Origin of the sequence: Amycolatopsis tolypomycina, from assembly GCF_900105945.1 — a bacterium.
Taxonomy (GTDB): domain Bacteria; phylum Actinomycetota; class Actinomycetes; order Mycobacteriales; family Pseudonocardiaceae; genus Amycolatopsis; species Amycolatopsis tolypomycina.
The window spans coordinates 83,026-104,561 of sequence record NZ_FNSO01000001.1 but is presented as its reverse complement, the minus strand read 5'-3'; the positions used below and the strand labels follow the sequence as shown (position 1 = coordinate 104,561).

The following is a 21,536-nucleotide window of genomic DNA, read 5'->3' as shown; positions in this document are numbered from 1 at the left end:
CCGCGGGATCATGACGCGACGTCAGAATCCTTGTCCGCCAGGCACTTTCCGCTTCGGCGCGGTCCGGCGGTGATCGACTGCCGGTCCACGGGGGCGCGGCGAACGGGCCACCCGACCCGACGAGCGGCACCGGCGGACCGATCGCGGCGCGCTTTCAGCCGGGGATGGTGCCCGGCGTGAGGACCTGCCCGATCACGAACAGGGTCGCGTTCTTCGTCGGGATGTTGCCGCAGAGGACCGGCACGCCGTTGACGGCAAGGCGCTCGCCGGAGCCGTCGAACGCGAGCGGCCCGCCACCGCCGTCGCGGGTTCGCGCGCCGCCCGCGCGCTGCAGGCCCGCGGCGTCGAGGCGCTGGTCGAGCACGTGGTAGTCGAGCACGGACACCCGCCGGGCGGACGGCCCGGCCGCCGCGAAGGCCGCGTCCACCGGCGCGAAGACGGTGAGGGCCCGCGCACCGTCGAGCGGGTCGGCGGCGTGGGCCGCTTCGACCGCCTCGACCCACTCGCCGAGCACGGCACTCGCCGCCGCCGCGCGGACGACGGGCAGGTCCGCCATGGCCGCCAAGCGGCCGCGAAGCTGGCCACAGCCGGGCCCGAAGACGCCCGGGCCGGCGACGGGCGCGGTGGTGGTCACCGGGGCGGGCGGCGTGACGGAGGTCGCACCCGGTCCGGTGGTCGCGTCGCCGGCGTGGATGCCGTTGTCGCACCCGGCCAGCAGCGCCAGGGACGCGGCCAGCGGGACCACCCGGCGGAAAGGGCTCATCCGGTGATCTTCGCCGGGGTTTTCGCCCGCCTCATCCGCACTCACCACATCGGGCGACGGGCTCAGCGGGCGTCGAGGGTCACCGAGTGCCAGCCGGTGGCGCCGTCCGGGGCCGGGTCGGCGCGGTTCTCCGTCTGCGTGTAGCCGCCCTGGTCGGTCGCCCGGACCGACGCCTGGTGCGTGCCCTTCGGCACGTCGAGCTCGATCCACCACATCCGCCAGGTGTCCTTGCTCACCTCGGCCGACAGCGTGGCCTCCCGCCACTCCCCCTGGTCCAGCCGGACCTCGACCTTCGCGATCCCGATGTGCTGCGCCCACGCCGTGCCGGCCAGCCGGACCTTGCCCGCGGTGACACCCGCGAACCCGCTCGGCGTGTCGATCCGCGACTCGGTCTTGATCGGCGCCTGCTCCGCCCACCCGCGGCTCAGCCAGTACGCCTGCCGGGCGTCCCACTTCGCGAACTCCAGCGACTCGACCCACTTCGTCGCCGACACGTAGCCGTAGAGACCGGGGATGACGATCCGCGCCGGGAAGCCGTGCTCGACCGGCAGCGGTTCGCCGTTCATCCCGATCGCCAGCATCGCGCCGCGGGTCCGGTCGAGGGCGACGGCCGCCGGGGTGCCGCACGTCCAGCCGTCGACGCTGGTGGCGAACATCTGCTCCGCACCCGGCTGCACCCCTGCTTCGTCGAGCAGGTCGGCGAGGTCGACGCCGAGCCAGGCCGCGTTCGAGATCAGCGGCCCGCCGACCTCGTTGGACACGCACGCCAGCGTCACCCGGCGCTCGACCAGCGGCCGGTTGCGGATGTCGGCGTAGGAGAAGGTCACCTCGCGGTCGACCATCCCGTGGATCTTCAGGCTCCAGTCCTCGGCGCGCAGTTGCGGCACGACCAGCGCGGTGTCGATGCGGTAGAAGTCCGCGTTCGGCGTGATGAACGGCGGCGACCCGAGCTTCGCGAAGTCCGCGTCCGCGGGCAGCGGCGGCTCGGTGCGCGCGGGCACGAGCGGCCCGACGGCGGCCCGCGAGTCCTCGGCGTTCGTGCTGGTCCCGGCCACCTGGCCGACGACGGCCGCGATCCCCGACCCGGCGGCCACGCCGACCCCGGCCCGCAGGAACTTCCGCCGCGACGCCCCCGCCAAGCCTCCCCCCGAAACCTCCGAGGGGGCACTTTCACGTAAAAGTGCCCTCCGGTGGAGGAAGGTGAACACGGCCAGGCCGGCGACCAGGGCGGCGACCGGCGCGAGCAGGGAGACCTGGCCCAGGTCGCTGCGCACGTACACCGCCGCGACCCCGACGGCACCGAGCACGAAGACGAGCACCTGCCCGGCCCGCGGCGTCCGGCGCGACAGCTGCCCGGCCAGCAGCGCGCACAGCACCAGCACCACCGCGAGCCCGATCTTGAGGACCGGCTTGTCCCAGGTGCCCAGCGTCCGCTCGGCCCACTTCACGAGCACCGTCGGGCTGTGGTCGATGACGTAGTTCGCCACCGCGATGAACGGCGACGCCGTGTAGCCGACGAAGCCGGCGACCAGGTGCCCGACGCCGAGCGCGGCGGCCAGGGCGAGGAGGCCGATCAGCGTCGCGACCGGCAGGGAAAGCTGTCGCGGCGGCGCGTCCTGCAGAGTGCTCACGCCTCCATCTTCGGAGCGGGCGCGGGAAGCGGCTGCCCGATCCGGCTTACGGACGTGTTACGGCTGCCGCGGCGCCCGGTCCGAACGCCATGAAAGGGTCGTTCATGGCGTCCGACGTCATGAACGACCCTTTCATGACATTGCGGGCGCCGGATCAGGACAGCGCGCGCCGCAGCCTGTCCTCCTCGACGCGCCAGTACCCGTGCTCGGCGCCGTCGACCAGGATCACCGGCACGCGGTCGCCGTACTCCGCCCGCCACTCCGGGTCGGTGTCGACGTCCTCGGCCGTCCAGGCGACGCCGAGCTCGCCGCAGATCCGCGCGACCTCCGCCTCCGCGACCTCGCAGAGGTGGCAGCCGTCCCGGCCCATCACCGTCACTTCGTGCGCCATGCCGTCAGTACTACCGCAACCGGACCCGGCGCAGCTTGCCGGTCGCCGAATGCGGCAGCGACTCGGCGAACTCGACCAGGTGCGGCACCTTGTACCCGGCCAGGTGGGCCGCGCAGTGGTCGACCACCTGCTGCTCGGACAGCGAGGCCCCGGCCGCGGGCACGACGACGGCCTTGACCGCCTCGCCGCTGCGCTCGTCGACGACGCCGACGACCGCGGCCTCGGCCACCTCGGCCAGCTGCCCGATGACCTCCTCCACCTCGCGCGGGAAGACGTTGAAGCCGTTGACGATGATCAGGTCGTTGGCCCGGTCGACCAGGTGCAGGTCGCCGTCGGTGTCGAGGTAGCCGACGTCGCCGGTGCGGAACCAGCCCTCGTCGTCCGGCCCGTGGTCGCCGTCGGGCCAGTAGCCGGAGAACAGGTTGGCGCCGCGGATCGACACCAGCCCGGTCTCGCCCTCGGCCTCGAAGACGTCGTCGACGTCGTCCGGGTCGAGCGGCACGGCCTGGTCGGTGCCGTCGCTGTCCACCAGCCGCAGCTCGATCCCGGGCAGCGGCCGCCCGACCGAGCCCGGCTTCGGGTAGCCGGTGACCAGCGTGGACGTCACCACCGGCGCGCATTCGGTGAGGCCGTAGCCCTCGTAGACGTCGAGGCCGGTGGCCTCGCGGATGGCGGTGAGCACCTTCGGGTGCAGCGGCGCGGCGCCCGACGTCATCCGCCGCACGGTGGCCAGGCCGCGGCGGAGCTCGTCGGCGCCGAACGCGGCGAACTCGCCGTACATCGTCGGGACGCCGGTGATCGAGGTGACGCGGTGCTCGGCGCAGTCGTCCAGCGTGCGCTGGGCTTCGAAGCGCTCCGAGAGCACGGCGGTCGCGCCGACCGCGGTGGCCTGCAGCAGGCCGGGGCCGAGGCCGTAGACGTGGAAGAGCGGGATGGTGATCAGCACGCGGTCGTCCTGCTCGAGGGCGCCTTCGAGCGCGCTGATCTGCTCCAGGTTCGCCAGCAGCGCGCGGTGCGACAGCATCACCCCGCGCGGCGGCCCGGTGGTGCCGGACGTGTACGAAATGACCGCGATGTCCTCCCCGGACCGGCCGGCGTCGGCGGGCTCGCCTCCTCCGTCCGGGTCACCCCCGGACGTGACAACGCTCACGCCGTCCGGGAGGTCGTCCTCGGCGTCGCGCTGGACGACGACCTTCGCGCCGCTGTGGGCGAGCAGCTTCTCGAGCTCGGGCCCGGGCACCTGCGGTGACAGCGGCACGACGACGGCACCCGCCCGCAGCGCGCCGAAGAAGGCGACCACGAAGTCCACCGACGTCGGCAGCCGCAGCGCGACCCGGTCGCCGGGGCCGACGCCGGCGGCCACCAGCCGGCGGGCCAGGGCCTGGGCGGCCGCGTCGGCCTCGCGGTACGTCAGGCCGCGTCCGGTGCCGGTTTCGAGCACGGCCGGGTGCTCCGGCCACGTCGCCGCGGCCCGTGTGAGCAGCCCGCCGACCCCCGGCTGCGTCCCCTCTGGAGCACTCACCCGCGAACCACCTCTCCTCGCTCGGCGTGAACCGTTGCAAGTCTGTCATCTGAAGCGACGTCATGGGTGCTGACCGCGAGCGTCGCGTCTGCGCAACCCCGGAACCACTACCTACTTAGCGGTAACTACACGTATGCTGCACTGCGTCGCGCCGGTGTCGATGATCACCGGAGCGACCGGAGAGAGGGAGTCGCCGTGAGGAACTTGCCTGCCCACGAGGTCGTGGGGCATGCGAGCCGGCCGGCCCCTGCTCGTCCGGATTCCGGGGGTTCCCAGGCCCGCTGGGTCGAAGCCACCGCCGGAGGTGCCGCCCGATGACCGTGCCGACCGCCGTGAGCCGTGGGCCCGTCTTCATGTTCGCCGAGCGCGTCTTCGGCCGGACGTCCGCTGTGCCGCTGAGCAGGCAGGCGGCCGACGACGAGCGCGCCGAGGCGGCGAAGGCCGAGGCCTGGGACCTGGTGCGGGCCGCGCAGGACGGCGACTCGTCCGCGTTCGGCCGGCTCTACGACCGCTACGTCGACGTCGTCTACCGGTACGTGCTGTTCCGCCTCGGCGACCGCGACCTCGCCGAGGACGTCACCAGCGAGACGTTCCTGCGCGCGCTGCGCCGCATCACGTCGGTGAGCTACCAGGGCCGTGACGTCGGGGCCTGGTTCGTCACCATCGCCCGCAACCTCGTGCTCGACCACGTGAAGTCGAGCCGGTTCAAGCTCGAGGTGGTCACCGACGAGGTCACCGAGCCCGGTTCGGCGCCGTTCAGCGTCGGCGCGGCCGCCCAGGCCGGCCCCGAGCAGGAGGCGATCAGCCGCGCCACCCGCGCGGAGCTCCTGCGCTGCGTCGCGGAACTGGGCGACGACCAGCGGGAATGCATCGTCCTGCGGTTCCTGCAGGGCCTGTCGGTGGCCGAGACGGCCGAGATCATGAACCGCAACGAAGGCGCCATCAAGGCGCTCCAGCACCGCGCGGTACGCCGATTGGCACAACTTCTGCCCACCGGATTGCGCTGAACCCGCGAACTTTTCCGTTCGTCGACCGAAACCGGTAACCCTGGCGGCCTCCGGATCGTTACCCCACATGGACCGGTGTCAGGCCGGCCGAGGCCCGGATGGAGAGAGCAGCGCCGTGAGGTTTGCGCGTGAGCGAGCCGAGATCGAGCGGTTCGCGCGTGCCCTGGAGCCGTCGCCGGTACGCCGGGACGACGAGTTCGCCGACGAGCTCGCCCTCGTCGGCGCCCTGCGCGACCTCGGCGCGGCCGGTGCCCCGGACCTGGAGACCCGGCAGCGGATCCGCGCGGAGATCGCGGGCCGCCTGGAGACGGCGGCGGCCACCACCCCACGTCGGAGGTGGCGGCCGCGGACCGCCGACCTGGTGGCCGCCGCGCTGTTCCTCTTCCTGGTGCTGTCGGGGCTGACGCTGGTGCTCTCGCGCAGCGCGTTGCCCGGTGACCCGCTGTACGGCGTCAAACGAGCCGGCGAGTCGACGGCGCTGGGCCTGACGTTCGGCGAGCAGGAGAAGGCGCACAAGCACCTCGAGTTCGCCACCAACCGGATCACCGAGCTGGGCGAACTGGCCGCCGAAGGCGGGAGCGAGGCCGACTACCGGACGGCGTACGACGACTTCGCCGCCGACCTGCAGGCCGGCGTCGCCCAGCTGTCCGCCGTCGCGACCAGCGACGGCGGCGGCACGCAGGCGCTGTCGGACCTGCGGCTGTGGGCGCGCAACCAGGCGGCGCGGCTGACCGCGCAGCCGCTCCCGGCCGACGCGGCGCCGGTGTTCGGCGACGTCCGTGACCTGCTGGGCAAGGTCCAGGAGCGCACGACCGGGCTGGTGGCGCGGATGAACTGCTACCAGATCACCACGGGCGCGTCCGACGAGCTGGGCCCGCTCCCGGCGACCGGCGCGTGCACGCAGCGGCCCGCCCCGGCCGCAGGCGGCCAGCCGACGACGGCGCCGGTCTCGCCCTCGTCGGCGGAGGGCACGTCCCCGACGGCGACGGGCACGCAGCTGCCGCCGTCGGACGCCGCGGCGACCCCGGGCATCCCGGCACCGACCGGCGGGGTGACGCCACCCCCGGTGTATGGCGGGCCGGCGACGTCGTCCCGGCCGCCGTCGCCGACCACGACGACGTCCCAGCCGCCGCTGATCTCGGTCCCGCCCCTGCTGCCGGGCCTGCCGCCGATCGTCATCGGCTGAGGTCCGGCCCACACCTGCGACGACACGGTGGGCGGCTCGCTACGCTGTGCGAAGGAGACGTGGAGGCGGTGTACGTGTCAGCTTGGCGTGGCAAGGACAAGAGTCAGGAGCTCGAACGGCTCGCCGAGCTGGCGGGCGAGGCGTCGGCCGAGGCCGCGCACGCCCTGTCCGAACCGCCGGCCCCGCCCGCGCCCCCGGACCTGACCGCGGCCGCCTTCTTCGACGTCGACAACACGATGATGATGGGCGCGTCGATCTTCTACTTCGCCCGCGGCCTGGCGGCGCGCAAGTTCTTCACGTCGTCCGACCTGGCGGGCTTCGTGTGGGGCCAGATCAAGTTCCGGCTCGGTGGCCGCGAGAACAAAGAGGACATCAAGACCCACCGCGAGCGCGCACTGTCCTTTGTGGCCGGCCGCACGGTGGCGGAGCTGACGTCGATCAGCGAAGAGATCTACGACGAGCTGATGGCGGACAAGATCTGGTCCGGCACGCGCGCGCTCGCCCAGATGCACCTGGACGCGGGCCAGCGGGTCTGGCTGGTGACGGCCACGCCGATCGAGCTGGCGGCGATCATTTCGCGGCGGCTCGGTCTCACGGGTGCCCTGGGCACGGTGGCCGAAACCCGGGACGGCGTGTACACGGGCCGCCTGGTGGGCGACCTGCTGCACGGCCGGGCGAAGGCACACGCGGTGCGGGCGCTGGCCTCCCGCGAGGGCCTGAACCTCAAGCGCTGCACGGCGTACTCGGACTCGGCGAACGACATCCCGATGCTGTCGGTGGTCGGCACGGCGGTGGCGGTGAACCCGGACGGCGGCCTCCGGGACGTGGCCCGGGCCCGCGGCTGGGAGATCCGCGACTTCCGCACGGGCCGCAAGGCGGCGAAGATCGGCGTGCCGTCGGTGCTGGGCGCCGGGGCACTGGCCGGCGCCGTGGCGGCCGGGATGGCCTACCGCCGCCGCTGAGCCCGGGCCGAACACGCCCCAATGTGGCGTTGGGTGCGTCCAGCGCACCGAACGCCACATTCGGTGCGTCCAGCGCACCGAACGCCACATTCGGTGCGTCCAGCGCACCCAACGCCACATTCGGTGCGTCCAGCGCACCCAACGCCACATTCGGTGCGTCCAGCGCACCCAACGCCACATTCGGTGCACCCAACGCACCCAATGCCACATTGGGGCGCTTGAGACTTGAGCCGGGCTCGGCCGGTGAGTGCGGCGTCCGCCGGTAGCGCCTGCACTACCCCGTTTCGGGTGCGCGCGGGAATGACCCGACCGCCGCCGGCTGGTGTGCTTTTCCCATGGGAAAAGCAGCTTCGGCGAAGGGCAGTGCGGTGGCGACCCGAGTGGACATCGAAGAACGGACCGGCGGCGGGGGCGGGCTGCGGGACAGCATCCGCAGACGCCCGCTGACGTGCTTCTTCCTCCTGGCCAACCTGCTGAGCTGGGTGGCGTGGACGCCGTACATCCTCTCGGAGAACGGACTGGGCGTCCTGCACTTCCGGTTCCCCGAACTGCTCGGCACCGCGCAGTTCGCCGGCGTCCTGCCGGGCGCCTACCTCGGCCCGATCGGCGCCGCGTTCCTGGTCACCGCGATCGCCGACGGGCGCACCGGCCTGCGCCGCTGGGCCGGGCGGCTGTTCAGGTGGCGGGTCAGCTGGCTCTGGTACGTCGGCGTCGTGCTCAGCGTGCCCGCCCTGCTCACCCTCACCACGATGGCGCTGTCCGAGCAGAACCCGGTCGTCCCGGCCGTGGCGACGCTGGTGGCCTACCTGCCGGGCCTGGTGCTGCAGATGGTCACGACCGGGCTCGCGGAAGAACCCGGCTGGCGGGACTTCGCCCTCCCCCGCCTCCAGCAGCGCTACGGGCCGCTCGGCGGCACGCTGATCCTCGGCCCGCTCTGGGGCGTGTGGCACCTGCCGCTGTTCTTCAGCGAGTGGGGTGGCTGGCCGGACGTCACCTGGCTGACGGTGCTCGAGTTCGTCGCCACCTGCGTCACCTTCAGCATCATCATGACCTGGGTGTTCAACCGCACCGGCCAGAGCCTGCCGCTGGCGATGTTGCTGCACGTCAGCGTCAACAACTTCTTCTCCATCGCCTGGGCGGAGATGTTCCCGTCGCTGACGGTCCGTGACACGACGCACGCGTTCCTGCTCGCCTCGACGGCGGTGGCGCTGGTGCTGCTCGTCGCGACCCGGGGACGGCTGGGCTACCGGCCGAAAACCCGCGAACTGGCCGGCTGACCCCGCAGCTGGGCGGCTGAGCCCGGCGGCGGGGCTCAGCCGCGGAAGACGGACTTCCGCTGCGAAAGCCGCTGGTACAGCGTCTGCTGGATCGACTCGCGCACCTGGTCGGTCAGCTGGAACACCAGCATCGGGTCGTCGACCGCGTCCGGGCCGTAGGCGTCCGTCGCGATCGGCGCGCCGAACTCGATGCTCCACTTCGTCGGCAGCGGGACCGCGCCCAGCAGGCCGAACATCGGGAAGAACGGCGTCACCGGGAAGTACGGCAGGCCGAGCATCCGCGCCAGCACCTTGATGTCGCCGAGCTTCGGGTAGATCTCCTCGGCGCCGATCACCGACACCGGGATGATCGGCACGCCCGCCTTCAGCGCGGCCGACACGAAGCCGCCGCGGCCGAAGCGCTGCAGCTTGTAGCGGGAGGCGAACGGCTTGCCGACGCCCTTGAAGCCCTCCGGCCACACCCCGACCAGCTCGCCCTTGCGCAGCAGGCGCTCGGCGTCGGCGTGGCAGGCCAGCGTCTGGCCGGACTTGCGGGCGAACGACCCCACCAGCGGCACCTGGAACACCAGGTCGGCGCCGAGGCCGCGCAGGTGGCGGCCGCCGGTCTCGTCGTGGACCGCCACCGCCGTCATCAGGGAGTCGAGCGGGATCGTGCCCGAGTGGTTGGACACCAGCAGCGCACCGCCGGTCTCCGGGAGGTTTTCGACGCCGTAGGTGTCGACGCGGAACCACTTCTTGTACAGCGCGCGCAGCGGCGGGAGGAACACCGCCTCGGTCAGCTCGGCGTCGAAGCCGAACTCGTCGACCGTGTAGTCGCCGGTCAGCCGGTCGCGGAGGAAGCCGAGCGCCGAACGCGCGGCGTCCGAAAGCGACTCTTCCGGCCGGGGCGCCGCCGGGGAAGGCCGCTCGACGCCGCCGGGGAAGGCAACGACCGGCGCCTGCTCCTGTTCCCGGAGGTCGCGCTCGGCCTCCACGGCTTCCGGCTTCTCCCGGCCCGGTCCGTGCAGGGGGATGACCTGCGCCTCGGCACCGCCCACCGTTCCCGCCTCGCTTCCGAAGTCGTCCAAGTCGTGTGGCCTGCCTGTAACAATCGGAGCTTCGCTCCGGGCCGGGGGCTCCGCCACCCGGACCCCCGAAAAGCCCTTCATCGGCTCTGCCCCGTCGCCGCGGCGACGAGCACCTTGCCGGCCAGTCCGGCCAGCTTGCCGCCGTCGAGCACCGGACGGAGCCCGCGTCCCACGATGTAGTCGTCGAACGCCTCGCGCGTGGTCCACCGCGGGGTGTACCCGAACTCCTGCTTCAGCTTGGTGATGTCGACGACCCGGCCGAAGTTCAGCAACCGGACCTGGTCGGCGGAGAAGTCCACGACGCGGGCGCCGCGCAGAACCTTGCCGACCGACGGCACCACACTCCGCGGCATCGGCAGCTCGACCCGGCCGGCTCGCCGGATCGCCTGCGAGAGGGTGAGTACCCCCTCCGCGCCGACGTTGAACACGCCGGGCTTGTCGTGCAGGGTCGCCCGTTCCAGCACGGACAGCGCGTCCGCGGAGTGCAGCAGCTGGATGCGGGCGTCGTAGCCGAAGACCGTCGGCACCACCGGCAGCGCGAAGTAGCGCGCCAGCACTGTGTCGGTTTCCGGGCCGATGATGTTGGCGAAGCGGAACAGCGTGGTCGTGATGTCCGGGCGGCGGCGCACCAGGCCGCGCACGTACCCCTCCATCTCGACGGCGTCCTTCGCGTACCCGCTGGTCGACGTCGGGATGAGCTCGGAGTCCTCGGTGAACACCGCCTGCGAGCGGGCGCCGGCGCCGTAGACGGCCGCCGTCGACTTGACCACCAGCTTCCGGACCTGCGGCGAGCGCTGGCAGGCGGCGAGCAGCCGCATGGTGCCGATGACGTTGACTTCCTTGATCGCCGTGCGACGGCCTGGCCCGGCGGGGTGCGCGGTGACGGACGCGTGCACCACCGTGTCCACCTTGGCCGTGCTGATCACCTTGGCTATCAACGGGTTCCTGATATCCGCGCGGACGAACTCCGCGTGCCCCATGCGCTGCAGGACCGCCTTGTCGGGCGGGACGGTGTCGACACCGATGACCCGTTCGAAGTCGGGGTTGTTGCCCAGCCGGGCGAGCAGTTTCCCGCCCAGTTCGCCGGCGACCCCGGTGACGAGCACGATGTTCGACGGCATGCGACTCCCTGCGGCGTGGGGCAAGTGGGGGGTGGACGGTCACCCGAGGCGCGCGAACCTGCACTCACTGGAAGCATCGCGCGGACGCCCTTGAGATGTTACCGCTCTTCAGTGGTAGCTCCGGGCCGTCTCACGTGCTATTAACACCGGTTTCCCCGGAAAGCGACGAACGCCTCACTCGAACGGGCGGCACGTGCCCACCAAATGGACGTGGCCCGTCCAGAGACTGGACGGGCCACGGTCACGCTCAGCAGGCTTACTTGCCGGCCTTACGACGCTGGACGCGCGTACGGCGAAGCAGCTTGCGGTGCTTCTTCTTCGACATGCGCTTGCGGCGCTTCTTGATCACAGAGCCCATGGGCGCTCCTTAGGTCGACGTCGGTCACGCTGCCCGGCGCAGCGTCCAACGGGTGGAGCGCACAGGCACGAGCGGTTTTCCAGGTTACCCGTTACGCGTGGCGGGCCGGTCGGCGGGCACGTCGTAGCGCTGCGCGCCGCTGGCCACGGCGTGCCCGGCGGCCGGTCAGCCTACGTCGTAATAGGCACCCTGGAGGTACTCGTGCACTGCTTTCTCCGGCACCCGGAAGGACTTCCCGACCCTGACGGCGGGCAGCTCACCCGAGTGCACGAGACGGTAGACGGTCATCTTGGAGACCCGCATCAGCGTGGCCACTTCGGCGACCGTCAGGAACTGGACCTGCCCGACAGCGGGCAAATCCTCCTTCTTGTTCGGCGACATGTTTACCGCGTCCTTCGACACGTGTCGCGCCACGAGGCTTCCCCACCTGTGGTATCGACACGCACGTGCTCTATCGAGAGTAGCGGGACTGGTGGGACTAATGCGACGCCTGTCACCGAGATGGGCTCCTACCTGCGCTAACGCACAAGCACCCGCGCGTGCAAGACCGGGGCAATCGCCCTTTCCGGCGAAATCGGGCCTTGCCGAGCTTCACCGACCGGTCCTTCGCCGCCTCGATGGCAACTCCTCGACTACGGCCCACCCGCGGACCAGGCCGACCAGCCAGCCGAGCTGCTCCGGCGCGAGCCCGGACCCGCGGCGCGCGCGGCACACGAGCGAGCGAACCGCCCGCCGCGTCAGCCCTCGTGCGCCTTGCCGAGCTCCACCGACCGGTCCTTCGCCGCCTCGATGGCGGCCAGCAGGGCGGCCCGCACCCCGTGCTTCTCCAGCTCGCGGATGGCGTTGATGGTCGTCCCGGCCGGTGATGTCACGGCCTCGCGCAGCAGCACCGGGTGCTCGTCGGATTCGGCGAGCATCTTCGCCGCGCCGACGGCCGACTGGATGATCAGCTGGCCGGCCAGTGCCCGGGGCAGGCCCAGCAGGATCCCGGCGTCGATCATGGCCTCGACCAGGTAGAAAAAGTACGCAGGCCCAGACCCCGACAGCGCCGTCACGGCGTCCTGCTGGCTCTCGGGCACCTCGACGACCTGCCCGACGTGCGAGAGCAGGTCGCGCACGACGGCGAGGTGCTCGGCGGTCGCGTACCGGCCGGCGGAGATGGCGCTCATGGCCTCGTTGACCAGCATCGGCGTGTTCGGCATGACCCGCACGACCGGCACGCCTTCGGCCAGCCGCCGCTCGTACAGCGAAGTCGGCAGCCCGGCACACAGCGACACGACCAGCGACGACGCCCCGAGCAGCGGCGCGAGCTCGTCGAGCACGGGCTCGATGTCCTGCGGCTTCACGGCGACGACCAGGATGTCGGCCCGCTTGGCGGCTTCCTCGACCTCGACGCCGCGGATGCCGTAGCGGCTGGTGAGCTCCTCGACGCGCGCCGGGTACCGCTCGGTGAAGAGGAGGTCGCCGGCTTCGTGGCCGCCGTGCAGCAGCCCCGAGAGCAACGCCTCGCCGATCTTGCCCGCACCCAGCACCGCGATGACCGTCATGGGCCAAGCGTGCCAAACCCCGCCGGGGCTCAGCCGCCCGGGGCGGGGGCCAGGCCCAGCTGCCGGGCCTGGCACACGAGCCGCCCCTGGGCGTCCACCACCGTCGCGTCCGAATCGAACCAGGACTCGTGCACCGACCGAGACTCCACCACCACGCGCAGCCAGCCCGGCGCCGGCCTCGTCCGCAGCAACGCCGTCAGCTGCACGGTCGGCGCCCAGCCGATCCGGCCCAGGTTCATCACGACCGGCGGGTTCACGTCCGACGCCAGCAGCGAAAAGTACGGGTCCACCAGGCTGTGCCGGGGCCGGACCCACAGCCGCATCCGGGGTGGCTCGCCCGTGCGGCCGGCCAGGTAGCCCGCCGTCGCCGGGTCGAGGCGGACTTCGCACCCCTTGGCCAGGTTGAACGGCCCCTCCGTGCTCTCCGCCATCGCCAGCGCGCCCGGTGGCGGCTCGGCAGGCATCGACGGCACGTCCGTCCACTCCGGGCGGCGCATCGGCAGCCGGCCCGTGGTCACCCTGGCTTCGACGCAGCTGCGGCCACGCTGCTCCAGGCGGACCTCGACCACCGTCGCGCGGCGGCCGACCTTGCGGACGTCCGTGCGCAGCAGCACCGGGCCGAGCGCGGGCGCGTGCAGGAACTCCGCGCTGACGACCAGCGGCTCCGCGTGCGGCTCACCGCGCTCGTGCAGGGCGGCGATCGCCGCCCTGGCCAGCAGGGCGAGCAGGAAACCCCCGTGCGGGTGGGAGCCGATGGCCCATTCCGCACGCAGCACCGCGGTGAAGGTGCCGTCCCCCAGCGACCGCGCCGCACTCGCCGTGTCGAAGGACACGGCGGTGCCGTCCATTGCGCTCACGAACGGTCCGCGCCATTTCGGGAATCCGGATAGGTGACGAGCAACGAGAGCGACGGGTTCACGGTCCGAACTTTACGGGTTGTACCGGCGGAAATGCACTCGGGAGTAGCTATACCGGGTGCGGTTATTGCCCGAGGTGGAACCGGGCGAACAACAACGCCTCGGCCAGGTCGCGGACGCGCTGGGCGGCCGTGACGGCGTGCCGGGTGTTGATCTCCAGCACGATCTGGCCGGAAAAACCGTTGCTGACCAGCTTCTCGAGCAGTTCGGCGCACGGCTGGCCGCCGCGGCCGGGTACCAGGTGTTCGTCCTTCGGGAGGCCGGTGCCGTCCGCCAGGTGGACGTGCGCGAGGCCGTCCCCCATCCGCTGCGCCAGCGCCAGCGCGTCCATGCCGGCTGCCGCTGTGTGGGACAGGTCGAGCGTGTAGTGCCGGAACCCGACGTCCGTCGGATCGATCGACGGCCGGAACGCGGAGACCCGCGAATTCTTCGAACCACCCGGTGGCCGGACCTTGAACATGTTTTCGACGGCGATTTCGATCCCGCTCGAGTCCTCCAGTTCGGCGACCAGATCGCCGAACGAGTCGCCGTACCGGCGCTGCCAGCGGAACGGCGGGTGCACCACCACCGTGCGCGCGCCGAGCTCGAGCGCGGCGTCGACGGACATCCGCAGCCGCACCACCGGATCCGGCGACCAGATCCGCTGGGTGATCAGCAGCGACGGCGAGTGCACCGACAGCACGGGCACGCCGGTGCGGCGCGACAGCCGCCGCAGCGCGGTGACGTCCTGGCTGACCGGGTCGGCCCAGACCATCACCTCGACGCCGTCGTAGCCGAGCTCGGCGGCCAGCTCGAAGGCCGTCCCCGCCTTGAGGGGCCACACGGACGCCGTGCTGAGTCCGACGGGGACCGGCTGCTCGTCTGTCACGGGCGCCATCCTGCCTCGTCACCGCGCGTGGGCGACGCCGCCGGGCCGCCAAGGCGACGCGGGTCACCGCCTCAGCGGCCGACCAGCAGCAACGCGGCGGGCGACACGGTCACCACCAGGCCCACCAGCACCGCGAGCACCGTCGTCTGCAGGTCTTCGGCGCGGCGGATCTTCCGCACGATCCAGACCAGCGCGACGACCACCAGCAGCGCGGCGACCAGGGCGGCGGCCGGGATGTTCACCCACAGCCAGTTGAAGCCGAGCCAGACGGCGGCCCCGCCGACGACACCCATCGCCAGCTGACCCGCCAGTGCCAGCCACTGCTTGCCGGGCGAAGCCGCGGGTTCCGGCTCCGCGGCCGGCTCCGGCGCGTCGTCGTACTCGTCGTCTTCGTAGCCTTCGCCCTGCTCGTAGCCGTAGTCGTCCTGCTCGAAGTCCGGGCCGTCCGGCGGGTAGCCGTCGGCGAACTCGCGCTCGTAGGGCTCGAGGTCGTCCGGGATCGGCGCGCGCGAGGCCCGGTCGCCGGGCGCGAACGGCATCGGCGGCGGGTACGCGCCGGTCGGCGGCCCCGCGTCGTAGGCGGCCTGGTAGCCGCTGCTTTCCGGGGCGAAGCCGTCGGGCTCGAAGTCGTCCTCGGGGTAGCCGTCGTCCGGGGCGTCGGTGGGCACCGCCGGCATGACGCCGATCTCGGTGTCCTCCATCTGCTCCTTCTGCCGCCGCTTGCGCCAGTTCGCGAGCCCCGCGGGCGAAGACGGCTCCGGCGGCTCGGGCTTCTTGCCCTTCGGCGGCACCGGCGGTACCAGCGGGTCTTCGTCGCCGACGGCGGAGAACTGCTCGGTGTGGTCCTCGCGCTTCGGCTCCGGACGACGCGCCGGGGCGCGGCGCGGGCGGCCGGGCGCGGCGGGCGGCGTCGCGAACGACCCGCTGGCCATCGGGCCGGGCGGCACGTCGATGTCGGCGTCCGGGGTGCCGTTGAGGCCGTCGAGCCGGGCCGACAGCGGTCCGCCGGGCGGCGGGGGCGTCGGCAGCTGCTGGGACGGCTGCGGCGGCACCGGCAGCTGCTGCGACGGCTGCGGCGGGCCGGGACGGCGCCGGACCGGCGGCACGGCGCCGCGGGTCTCCTCGGCGGCCGGCGACGGCGGGGTCGGCAGCTGCTGGGACGGCTGCGGCGGCACGGGCAGCTGTTGCGACGGCTGCGGCGGCACCGGCAGCTGCTGCGACGGCGGGGGCTGGCGCCGCGGCGCGGCGCGCGGGGGCACCGGCAGCCGGTCGGAGTCCTGCGGCCGCGGGGGCACCGGCAGCCGGTCGGAATCCTGCGGCCGCGGCGGCACCGGCTCGGGCGGAGCCGGGCGCGCGAACTGGCCCGATTCCTGCGGCGGCCGGGCGAACTGGCCGGAGTCCTGCGGGACCGGGCGGGCGTACTGGCCGGACTCCGCGCCACCGGGGGCGGGCCGCGCCGGGGGCGGCGGCACCGGCCGGGAGTCCGGCGGGACCGCGCGGGGCGCGGGCGGCGGCGGGGACTGCGGTTCGGCGCGGCGGCGCCCGGCGGGCCGGGCCTGCGGGGCGGGCGGCGGCGCGCCTTCCGACGCCACCCGGTCGATGATCGCCTGCGGGCCGGTGTCGCTCACGCCGGGTCGCCGGTGCGAACCGGTCGCGCCGGGCGGGGCCGCCGGGGCTTCGGGGGTGCCGGGTTCGTCGTCGTCATCGGCGGCACGCCGACGACGACGGCGGCCGCCGTCGACCTGGGCACCGTGCTGGGCGAGCAGCTCAGCCACGGTCTTCTGCGGCTGGTCGCCTCCGGTCTGGTCCGTCATACCTGGTGATCCCCTGCGCGCTCTGGGTTCTCGGCACTCGGCGAAGCGGTACCTGACGGCACACCGGCGGCGCCGCGCGCGCTGTACACCGACCTCTGCATGTCCGTCACCTCTCCACCGTGCCCGTTATCCGTCCGGGAAGTCCAGCCGCGTGCTTTCACCGGTCCTCCTGTGCGCCGAAGCGCCCGACGAGAGCGGCTCCAGTCTCATCCGCGCCGTTCGAATGGTCCAGCCGCCGCAGGATGACACCCTCTCGCAGAGCCCACGGGCAGATCTCGAGTTCCGGCACCCCGAGCGCCCGCATCGTGGCCTGCGCGACGAGCGCGCCCGCCACCAGCTGGTGCGCCCGGCTCGAACTGACGCCTTCGAGCTGCGCGAGATCGGCCGAAGGCATCCGCGAGACGAAGGCCAGGAGCTGGCGCAATGCGGTGTCGGTGAGGGTACGTCGCACGCGCGGCCCCGCGGCCGAGGGGGCGGCGCCGGTCAGCCGGGCCAGCGAGCGGAACGTCTTCGACGTCGCCACGACCCGATCGGGTTCACCCCATTTGGTGACCTTGCGCGTGAGGTCGGTGAGCTGGTCGTCCAGCCACGCGGACGTCGCGACGAGCTCGGAGCGCGTCGGCGGGTCGTGCCTGAACCGGGTGCGCGTGGTGCGCCCGGCGCCGAGGGGCAGGGATTCGGCCAGGACGGGCTCCTCGTCGCGGCCCATCGCGACCTCGAGCGAGCCGCCGCCGATGTCGAGCACCAGCAGCTGCCCGGCCGACCAGCCGTACCAGCGCCGGACGGCGAGGAACGTGAGCCTCGCTTCGTCGGTGCCCGAAAGGACCTGCAGCTCGACGCCGGTTTTCTCGGCCACCCTGGCCAGGACCTTGGCGGAGTTCTTCGCTTCGCGGACCGCGGAGGTGGCGAAGGCCATCAGCTCTTCGCAGCCCAGCCGCGCGGCGGACTCCTTGGCCGATTCGACGGCGGTCACCAGCTCGTCGGCGCCGGCCTTGGCGAGCTCGCCACCGGGGGTGATCTGCTCGGCCAGCCGCAGCACGGACTTTTCGGAATGCATCGGCGTCGGGTGGGCGCCACGGTGGGCGTCGACCACGAGCAGGTGGACGGTGTTGGAACCGACGTCGAGTACCCCTAGGCGCACGGGGGTCCAGGGTACCGGCCCCAGCGTCAGGTCTCGAACATGTAACCAACAACACTCGCTCCGGCCACGGGGCACTTTCACGTGAAAGTGCCCCGGCGCGGCCACCCAGGGGGCACTTTCACGTGAAAGTGGCGGGCTTACGTCTCGAACTTGTAGCCCAGCCCGCGCACCGTGACGAGGTGCCGCGGCGAGCCCGGGTCCGGCTCGATCTTCGAGCGCAGCCGCTTCACGTGGACGTCGAGCGTCTTCGTGTCGCCCACGTAGTCCGCGCCCCACACCCGGTCGATCAGCTGCCCGCGCGTCAGCACCCGGCCGACGTTGCGCAGCAGGTACTCCAGCAGGTCGAACTCCTTCAGCGGCAGCGACACCTCGGCGCCGTCCACCGTCACCACGTGGCGCTCGACGTCCATCCGGACCGGGCCCGCCGAAAGCACCAGCGGGGCCAGCTCGCCGTCGGAACCCGGCTCGCCGCCGCGGCGCAGCACCGCCCGCACCCGGGCGATCAGCTCGCGCGCCGAGTACGGCTTCGTCACGTAGTCGTCCGCGCCCAGCTCCAGGCCCACGACCTTGTCGATCTCGCTGTCGCGGGCGGTCACCATGATGACCGGCACGGCCGAGCGCTGGCGCAGCTGCTTGCAGACGTCGGTGCCGCTCATCCCGGGCAGCATCAGGTCGAGCAGCACGATGTCGGCGCCGTTGCGGTCGAACTCCTCCAGCGCGGCCTGGCCCGTCCCGGCGACGGCCGCGGTGAACCCTTCCTTGCGCAGCAGGAAGGCGAGGGGGTCGGCGAACGACTCCTCGTCCTCGACGATGAGAACCCTGGTCACAGGTTTCCTCCATGATCTGGGCTGTCCTGCCCGGTAACCACGAGCCTCGGGGTGCGCTCGGGGGTCTTCTCCTGCCGCGGTGCCGGCGAGGTCTTGGCGGCCCGCGCCGGCTCGGGGGCCGGGTCCGGGCTGACGTGCGCGGGGATGCGCAGGGTGAACGTCGAACCGGTGCCGGGACGGCTCCACAGCCCGACCGAGCCGCCGTGGTTGGCCGCGACGTGCTTGACGATCGCCAGACCGAGGCCGGTGCCGCCGGTGGCGCGCGAGCGGGCCTTGTCGGCGCGGTAGAAGCGCTCGAACACGCGCTGCTGCTCGTCCTCGGCGATGCCGATGCCGCGGTCGGTGACGGCGATCTCGACCATCCCGTCGGCCAGCCGCCTGCTGATGGAGACCGGGCTGCCGGCCGGCGAGTACGCGACGGCGTTCTCCAGCAGGTTCGACAGCGCGGTGACCAGCAGCGTCCGGTCGCCCTCGACGAGCAGGCCACTGGGGTTGTCGGAGGTGACGCTGATGTCCGCGGACTCGGCCGAGAGCGTCGTGCGGCCGAGCGCCTCGCGGACGACCGCGTCGACCTCGACGACGTTGAGGTCGGGCAGCCGTTCGGCGCCCTGGAGCCGCGACAGCGCGATCAGCTCGGTGACGAGCTGGCCGAGCCGGGTCGACTCGCGCAGGATCTTGCCGCCGAAACGGCGGACCTCCTCGACGTCCTCGGCGGCGTCGAGGACGGCCTCGGTGAGCAGCGCGATCGCCCCGACCGGGGTCTTGAGCTCGTGGCTGACGTTGGCGACGAAGTCGCGGCGCACGGCCTCCAGCCGGATGGCCTCGGAGTGGTCGACGGCCTCGACGACGGTGAAGCCGTCGCCGAGCGGCCGGACCTGGCCGAGGACCGCTTCCGGCTGGCGGCCGCGCGCCTCGAGCGGCGAGAGGTCGATCTCGAGCGGCTCGTCGGTCTCGGCGACCTGCTCGGCGGCCTTGCGGGCCCGCGGGTCGGCCTGGTTGACCTTGACCAGGCCCAGCTCGTAGGCGCGCGGGTTGTGCAGCACCATGTCGCCGAACCGGTTGAGCACGACGATGCCGTTGTTCGAGGAGCGGACCAGCCGTTCGAGGAGCTCGGCGACGGTCGGGCCCGGCGGCCGGGCCTCTTCCCGGCGGGTGCGCGCCCGCGCCAGGAAGTAGCCGACCACCGCACCGGCCACCAGTGCGCCGATGGCCAGTGCGAGTGAAACAGGCGTGGTCACGGGCCGATCGTAAGCTGAGAAGTGGCCCTTCGGCCTAGCGTTGTCCGCCTTGTCGTGAGCACCGCGACACCTGCGGAGGACATGTTCGCCGGGGCTTCAGGCGGCGTTCACCCGATCGATTCCCCGGCGAGACATTCCGGCGAAATCACCCGAGGGCCGCCAGATCTTCGTCGGTCAGCTTCAGCGCCGCCGCGGCGACGTTCTGCTCGAGGTGCCCGACGTCGCCGGTGCCGGGGATGGCGAGGACGTTCGGTCCCTGGTGGAGGGTCCACGCGAGCCGCACCTGCGCCGCGGTGACGTCGTGGCGGCGCGCGACCTCGGCGACCCGCGTGTCCTCGCCGGTTCCGCTCGCGACGGCGAAGAACGGCACGAAGGCGATCCTGCGCTCGGCGCACAGCCGGACGAGCTCGTCGTCCTCGCGGCGGGCGGTGAGGCCGTACTGGTTCTGGACGCAGACGACCGGCGCGATCGCGAGGGCCTCGGTGAGGTGTTCCGGGCCGACGTTGGAGATGCCCAGCTCGCGGATCAGCCCGGCTTCGCGCAGTTCGGCGAGCACGCCGAAGCCCTCGGCGAGCGAGCCGGTGCCGCGGTCGAGGCTCTGCCCGATCCGGTAGTTGACGACGTCGAGGTGGTCGAGGCCCAGCTCGCGCAGGTTTTCCTCGACCTGGGCGCGCAGCTGGTCCGGCCGTGCGGTGTAGAAGTTGCCTTCGTAGTCGCGTCCCGGGCCGATCTTGGTGGTGATGACCAGGTCGTCGTAGGGCGCCAGCGCGGTGTTGAGCAGCTCGTTGGCCGAGCGCGGCCCGGCGAAGTAGAAGGCGGCCGTGTCGAAGTGGTTCACGCCCAGCTCGACGGCGCGGCGCAGGACGGCGAGCGACGTCTCGCGGGCGCGGATGCCGCCGTCCGAAGTGGACATCAGGCGCATGGCGCCGAACCCGAGCCGGTTGACTTCGAAGGAGCCGAGCTGCCAGGTGCCCGCCGCGGCGGCGGGAGCGGTGGTGTTCGTGGTCATGGCTCCAGCCTTCCGGCGGGGCCCGCGTGACCACCGGGTTTGGCATCTTGCTGCCACACTGGAACGCGTGGAGAAGGTGACTGACGTCGTCATGGTGCGCGGCGAGGCGGAGCTGTTCGAGCGGACGGCGCACCTCTTCGAGGTCGCGACGGAGATTTCCTGCGCCGCCCGTGACCTGCACACGTGGTCGGTGGCGCACCCGGCAGCGCCCGAGCGGGAGCAGTCGGTGCGCGGGATGACGATCCGCAAGGTGTACCAACCGGGGGTGCTGCTCGACCCCGCGCTCGCCGGGCACCTGCGGCGGATGGCGGACAACGGCGCGGGCATCCGGATCACCGAGCGCGAGATCAACGAGACGATCCTGCTCGACCGGCGGATCGCGATCGTGGCAGGCGACCGCGTCGGCGGGGTGCGCGGCTACACCGTGATCAGCAGCCCGGCCCTGGTCCAGGGGATTCAGTCGCTGTTCGAGGCGGCCTGGCACGGCGCCACCGACCTCGAGGCCTACCAGGCCCGGTTCACCGAGCTGGGCGCGCGCGAGATCCTGGAGCAGCTGGCGTCCGGCTGCAAGGACGAGACGGCGGCCCGGGTCCTCGGCGTCAGCCTGCGGACCTACCGGCGCCGGGTGGCCGAGCTGATGGAGCTGCTCGGCGCGTCTTCGCGGTTCCAGGCCGGGGCCCGCGCCCGCGAGGCCGGCCTCCTCTAGCTGCCGCGCGTCGCAAGTCGTTCGCTGTCCGGCGTGACCGAAGCCGTGCGTCCCAAGCGCCCCAATGTGGCGTTGGTTGCGTCAGACGCACCGAACGCCACATTGGGTGCGTCAGACGCACCGAACGCCACATTGGGGCGCATCGCCCCGCCACCTCGCCAACGAACCTCGGACGCGCGACACC

The 21,536-nt window shown here is 72.5% G+C and carries 21 protein-coding genes; 5 read left to right on the top strand and 16 right to left on the bottom strand.

The window, feature by feature from the left end; genetic code table 11:
- Nucleotides 1-154: 154 nt before the first annotated feature.
- The 4 genes from BLW76_RS00595 to BLW76_RS00580 all read right to left on the bottom strand — a co-directional run bounded on the left by BLW76_RS00595 (nt 155) and on the right by BLW76_RS00580 (nt 4,307).
- Entirely contained in the window at nt 155-763 is a 609-nt protein-coding gene (locus BLW76_RS00595) for a fasciclin domain-containing protein (protein ID WP_091303859.1), read from the bottom strand.
- Between the two features lie 62 nt (nt 764-825).
- A complete protein-coding gene (locus BLW76_RS00590; protein WP_091303858.1) occupies nt 826-2,394 on the bottom strand; it encodes a molybdopterin-dependent oxidoreductase in 1,569 nt (522 codons plus the stop codon).
- A gap of 154 nt (nt 2,395-2,548) precedes the next feature.
- Nucleotides 2,549-2,785 carry a glutaredoxin family protein gene (locus BLW76_RS00585; RefSeq protein WP_091303856.1) on the bottom strand — a complete coding sequence of 79 codons (237 nt, stop codon included), beginning with the start codon at nt 2,783-2,785 and terminating at the stop codon, nt 2,549-2,551.
- Nucleotides 2,786-2,795: 10 nt separating this feature from the next.
- On the bottom strand, nt 2,796-4,307 hold the full coding sequence (locus BLW76_RS00580; protein WP_091303854.1) for an AMP-binding protein: 1,512 nt from the start codon (nt 4,305-4,307) through the stop codon (nt 2,796-2,798).
- Between the two features lie 314 nt (nt 4,308-4,621).
- Here BLW76_RS00580 and BLW76_RS00575 point away from each other — a divergent pair, with 314 nt between their 5' ends.
- From BLW76_RS00575 to BLW76_RS00555, 4 genes are all read left to right on the top strand, one after another.
- Entirely contained in the window at nt 4,622-5,314 is a 693-nt protein-coding gene (locus BLW76_RS00575) for a sigma-70 family RNA polymerase sigma factor (RefSeq protein ID WP_091303852.1), read from the top strand.
- Between the two features lie 115 nt (nt 5,315-5,429).
- Nucleotides 5,430-6,500, top strand: coding sequence for a DUF5667 domain-containing protein (locus BLW76_RS00570; protein WP_091303850.1), 1,071 nt, complete (start codon nt 5,430-5,432; stop codon nt 6,498-6,500).
- Nucleotides 6,501-6,574: 74 nt separating this feature from the next.
- A complete protein-coding gene (locus BLW76_RS00565; RefSeq protein WP_229902778.1) occupies nt 6,575-7,462 on the top strand; it encodes an HAD family hydrolase in 888 nt (295 codons plus the stop codon).
- Between the two features lie 335 nt (nt 7,463-7,797).
- Nucleotides 7,798-8,739 carry a CPBP family intramembrane glutamic endopeptidase gene (locus tag BLW76_RS00555; protein ID WP_091303847.1) on the top strand — a complete coding sequence of 314 codons (942 nt, stop codon included), beginning with the start codon at nt 7,798-7,800 and terminating at the stop codon, nt 8,737-8,739.
- 35 nt (nt 8,740-8,774) lie between these two features.
- On the opposite strand, the gene BLW76_RS00550 is transcribed toward BLW76_RS00555, so the two are convergent.
- The 12 genes from BLW76_RS00550 to BLW76_RS00495 form a co-directional block, all read right to left on the bottom strand.
- Complete coding sequence (locus tag BLW76_RS00550) at nt 8,775-9,806, bottom strand: lysophospholipid acyltransferase family protein (RefSeq protein WP_091303846.1); 1,032 nt, start codon at nt 9,804-9,806, stop codon at nt 8,775-8,777.
- Nucleotides 9,807-9,883: 77 nt separating this feature from the next.
- Complete coding sequence (locus BLW76_RS00545) at nt 9,884-10,927, bottom strand: NAD-dependent epimerase/dehydratase family protein (protein WP_091303845.1); 1,044 nt, start codon at nt 10,925-10,927, stop codon at nt 9,884-9,886.
- 256 nt (nt 10,928-11,183) lie between these two features.
- Nucleotides 11,184-11,285: a 30S ribosomal protein bS22 gene (locus tag BLW76_RS00540; RefSeq protein WP_007030867.1), complete on the bottom strand. Its 102-nt coding sequence runs from the start codon at nt 11,283-11,285 to the stop codon at nt 11,184-11,186.
- A gap of 165 nt (nt 11,286-11,450) precedes the next feature.
- Nucleotides 11,451-11,666 (bottom strand): helix-turn-helix domain-containing protein, encoded by a 216-nt coding sequence (locus tag BLW76_RS00535; RefSeq protein ID WP_013222402.1) that lies wholly within the window; start codon nt 11,664-11,666, stop codon nt 11,451-11,453.
- Nucleotides 11,667-12,022: 356 nt separating this feature from the next.
- On the bottom strand, nt 12,023-12,832 hold the full coding sequence (gene proC, locus BLW76_RS00530; protein ID WP_091303844.1) for a pyrroline-5-carboxylate reductase: 810 nt from the start codon (nt 12,830-12,832) through the stop codon (nt 12,023-12,025).
- Between the two features lie 29 nt (nt 12,833-12,861).
- Entirely contained in the window at nt 12,862-13,680 is an 819-nt protein-coding gene (locus BLW76_RS00525) for a thioesterase family protein (protein WP_091303843.1), read from the bottom strand.
- Between the two features lie 133 nt (nt 13,681-13,813).
- Nucleotides 13,814-14,626 carry a sugar phosphate isomerase/epimerase family protein gene (locus BLW76_RS00520; protein ID WP_208613180.1) on the bottom strand — a complete coding sequence of 271 codons (813 nt, stop codon included), beginning with the start codon at nt 14,624-14,626 and terminating at the stop codon, nt 13,814-13,816.
- A 62-nt stretch (nt 14,627-14,688) separates the two neighbouring features.
- Nucleotides 14,689-16,431: a hypothetical protein gene (locus BLW76_RS00515; RefSeq protein WP_208613179.1), complete on the bottom strand. Its 1,743-nt coding sequence runs from the start codon at nt 16,429-16,431 to the stop codon at nt 14,689-14,691.
- 157 nt (nt 16,432-16,588) lie between these two features.
- Complete coding sequence (locus tag BLW76_RS00510) at nt 16,589-17,572, bottom strand: Ppx/GppA family phosphatase (protein ID WP_091303841.1); 984 nt, start codon at nt 17,570-17,572, stop codon at nt 16,589-16,591.
- Between the two features lie 137 nt (nt 17,573-17,709).
- Nucleotides 17,710-18,399, bottom strand: coding sequence for a response regulator transcription factor (locus BLW76_RS00505; RefSeq protein WP_091303839.1), 690 nt, complete (start codon nt 18,397-18,399; stop codon nt 17,710-17,712).
- Nucleotides 18,396-19,637: a sensor histidine kinase gene (locus BLW76_RS00500; RefSeq protein ID WP_167384411.1), complete on the bottom strand. Its 1,242-nt coding sequence runs from the start codon at nt 19,635-19,637 to the stop codon at nt 18,396-18,398. Before BLW76_RS00500 ends, BLW76_RS00505 begins: the two co-directional genes overlap by 4 nt.
- Before the next feature lie 145 nt (nt 19,638-19,782).
- Nucleotides 19,783-20,646: an aldo/keto reductase gene (locus BLW76_RS00495; RefSeq protein WP_091303838.1), complete on the bottom strand. Its 864-nt coding sequence runs from the start codon at nt 20,644-20,646 to the stop codon at nt 19,783-19,785.
- A gap of 67 nt (nt 20,647-20,713) precedes the next feature.
- Between BLW76_RS00495 and BLW76_RS00490 the strand changes: the two genes are divergently transcribed.
- On the top strand, nt 20,714-21,352 hold the full coding sequence (locus tag BLW76_RS00490) for a helix-turn-helix domain-containing protein (protein WP_091303836.1): 639 nt from the start codon (nt 20,714-20,716) through the stop codon (nt 21,350-21,352).
- Nucleotides 21,353-21,536: the final 184 nt, after the last annotated feature.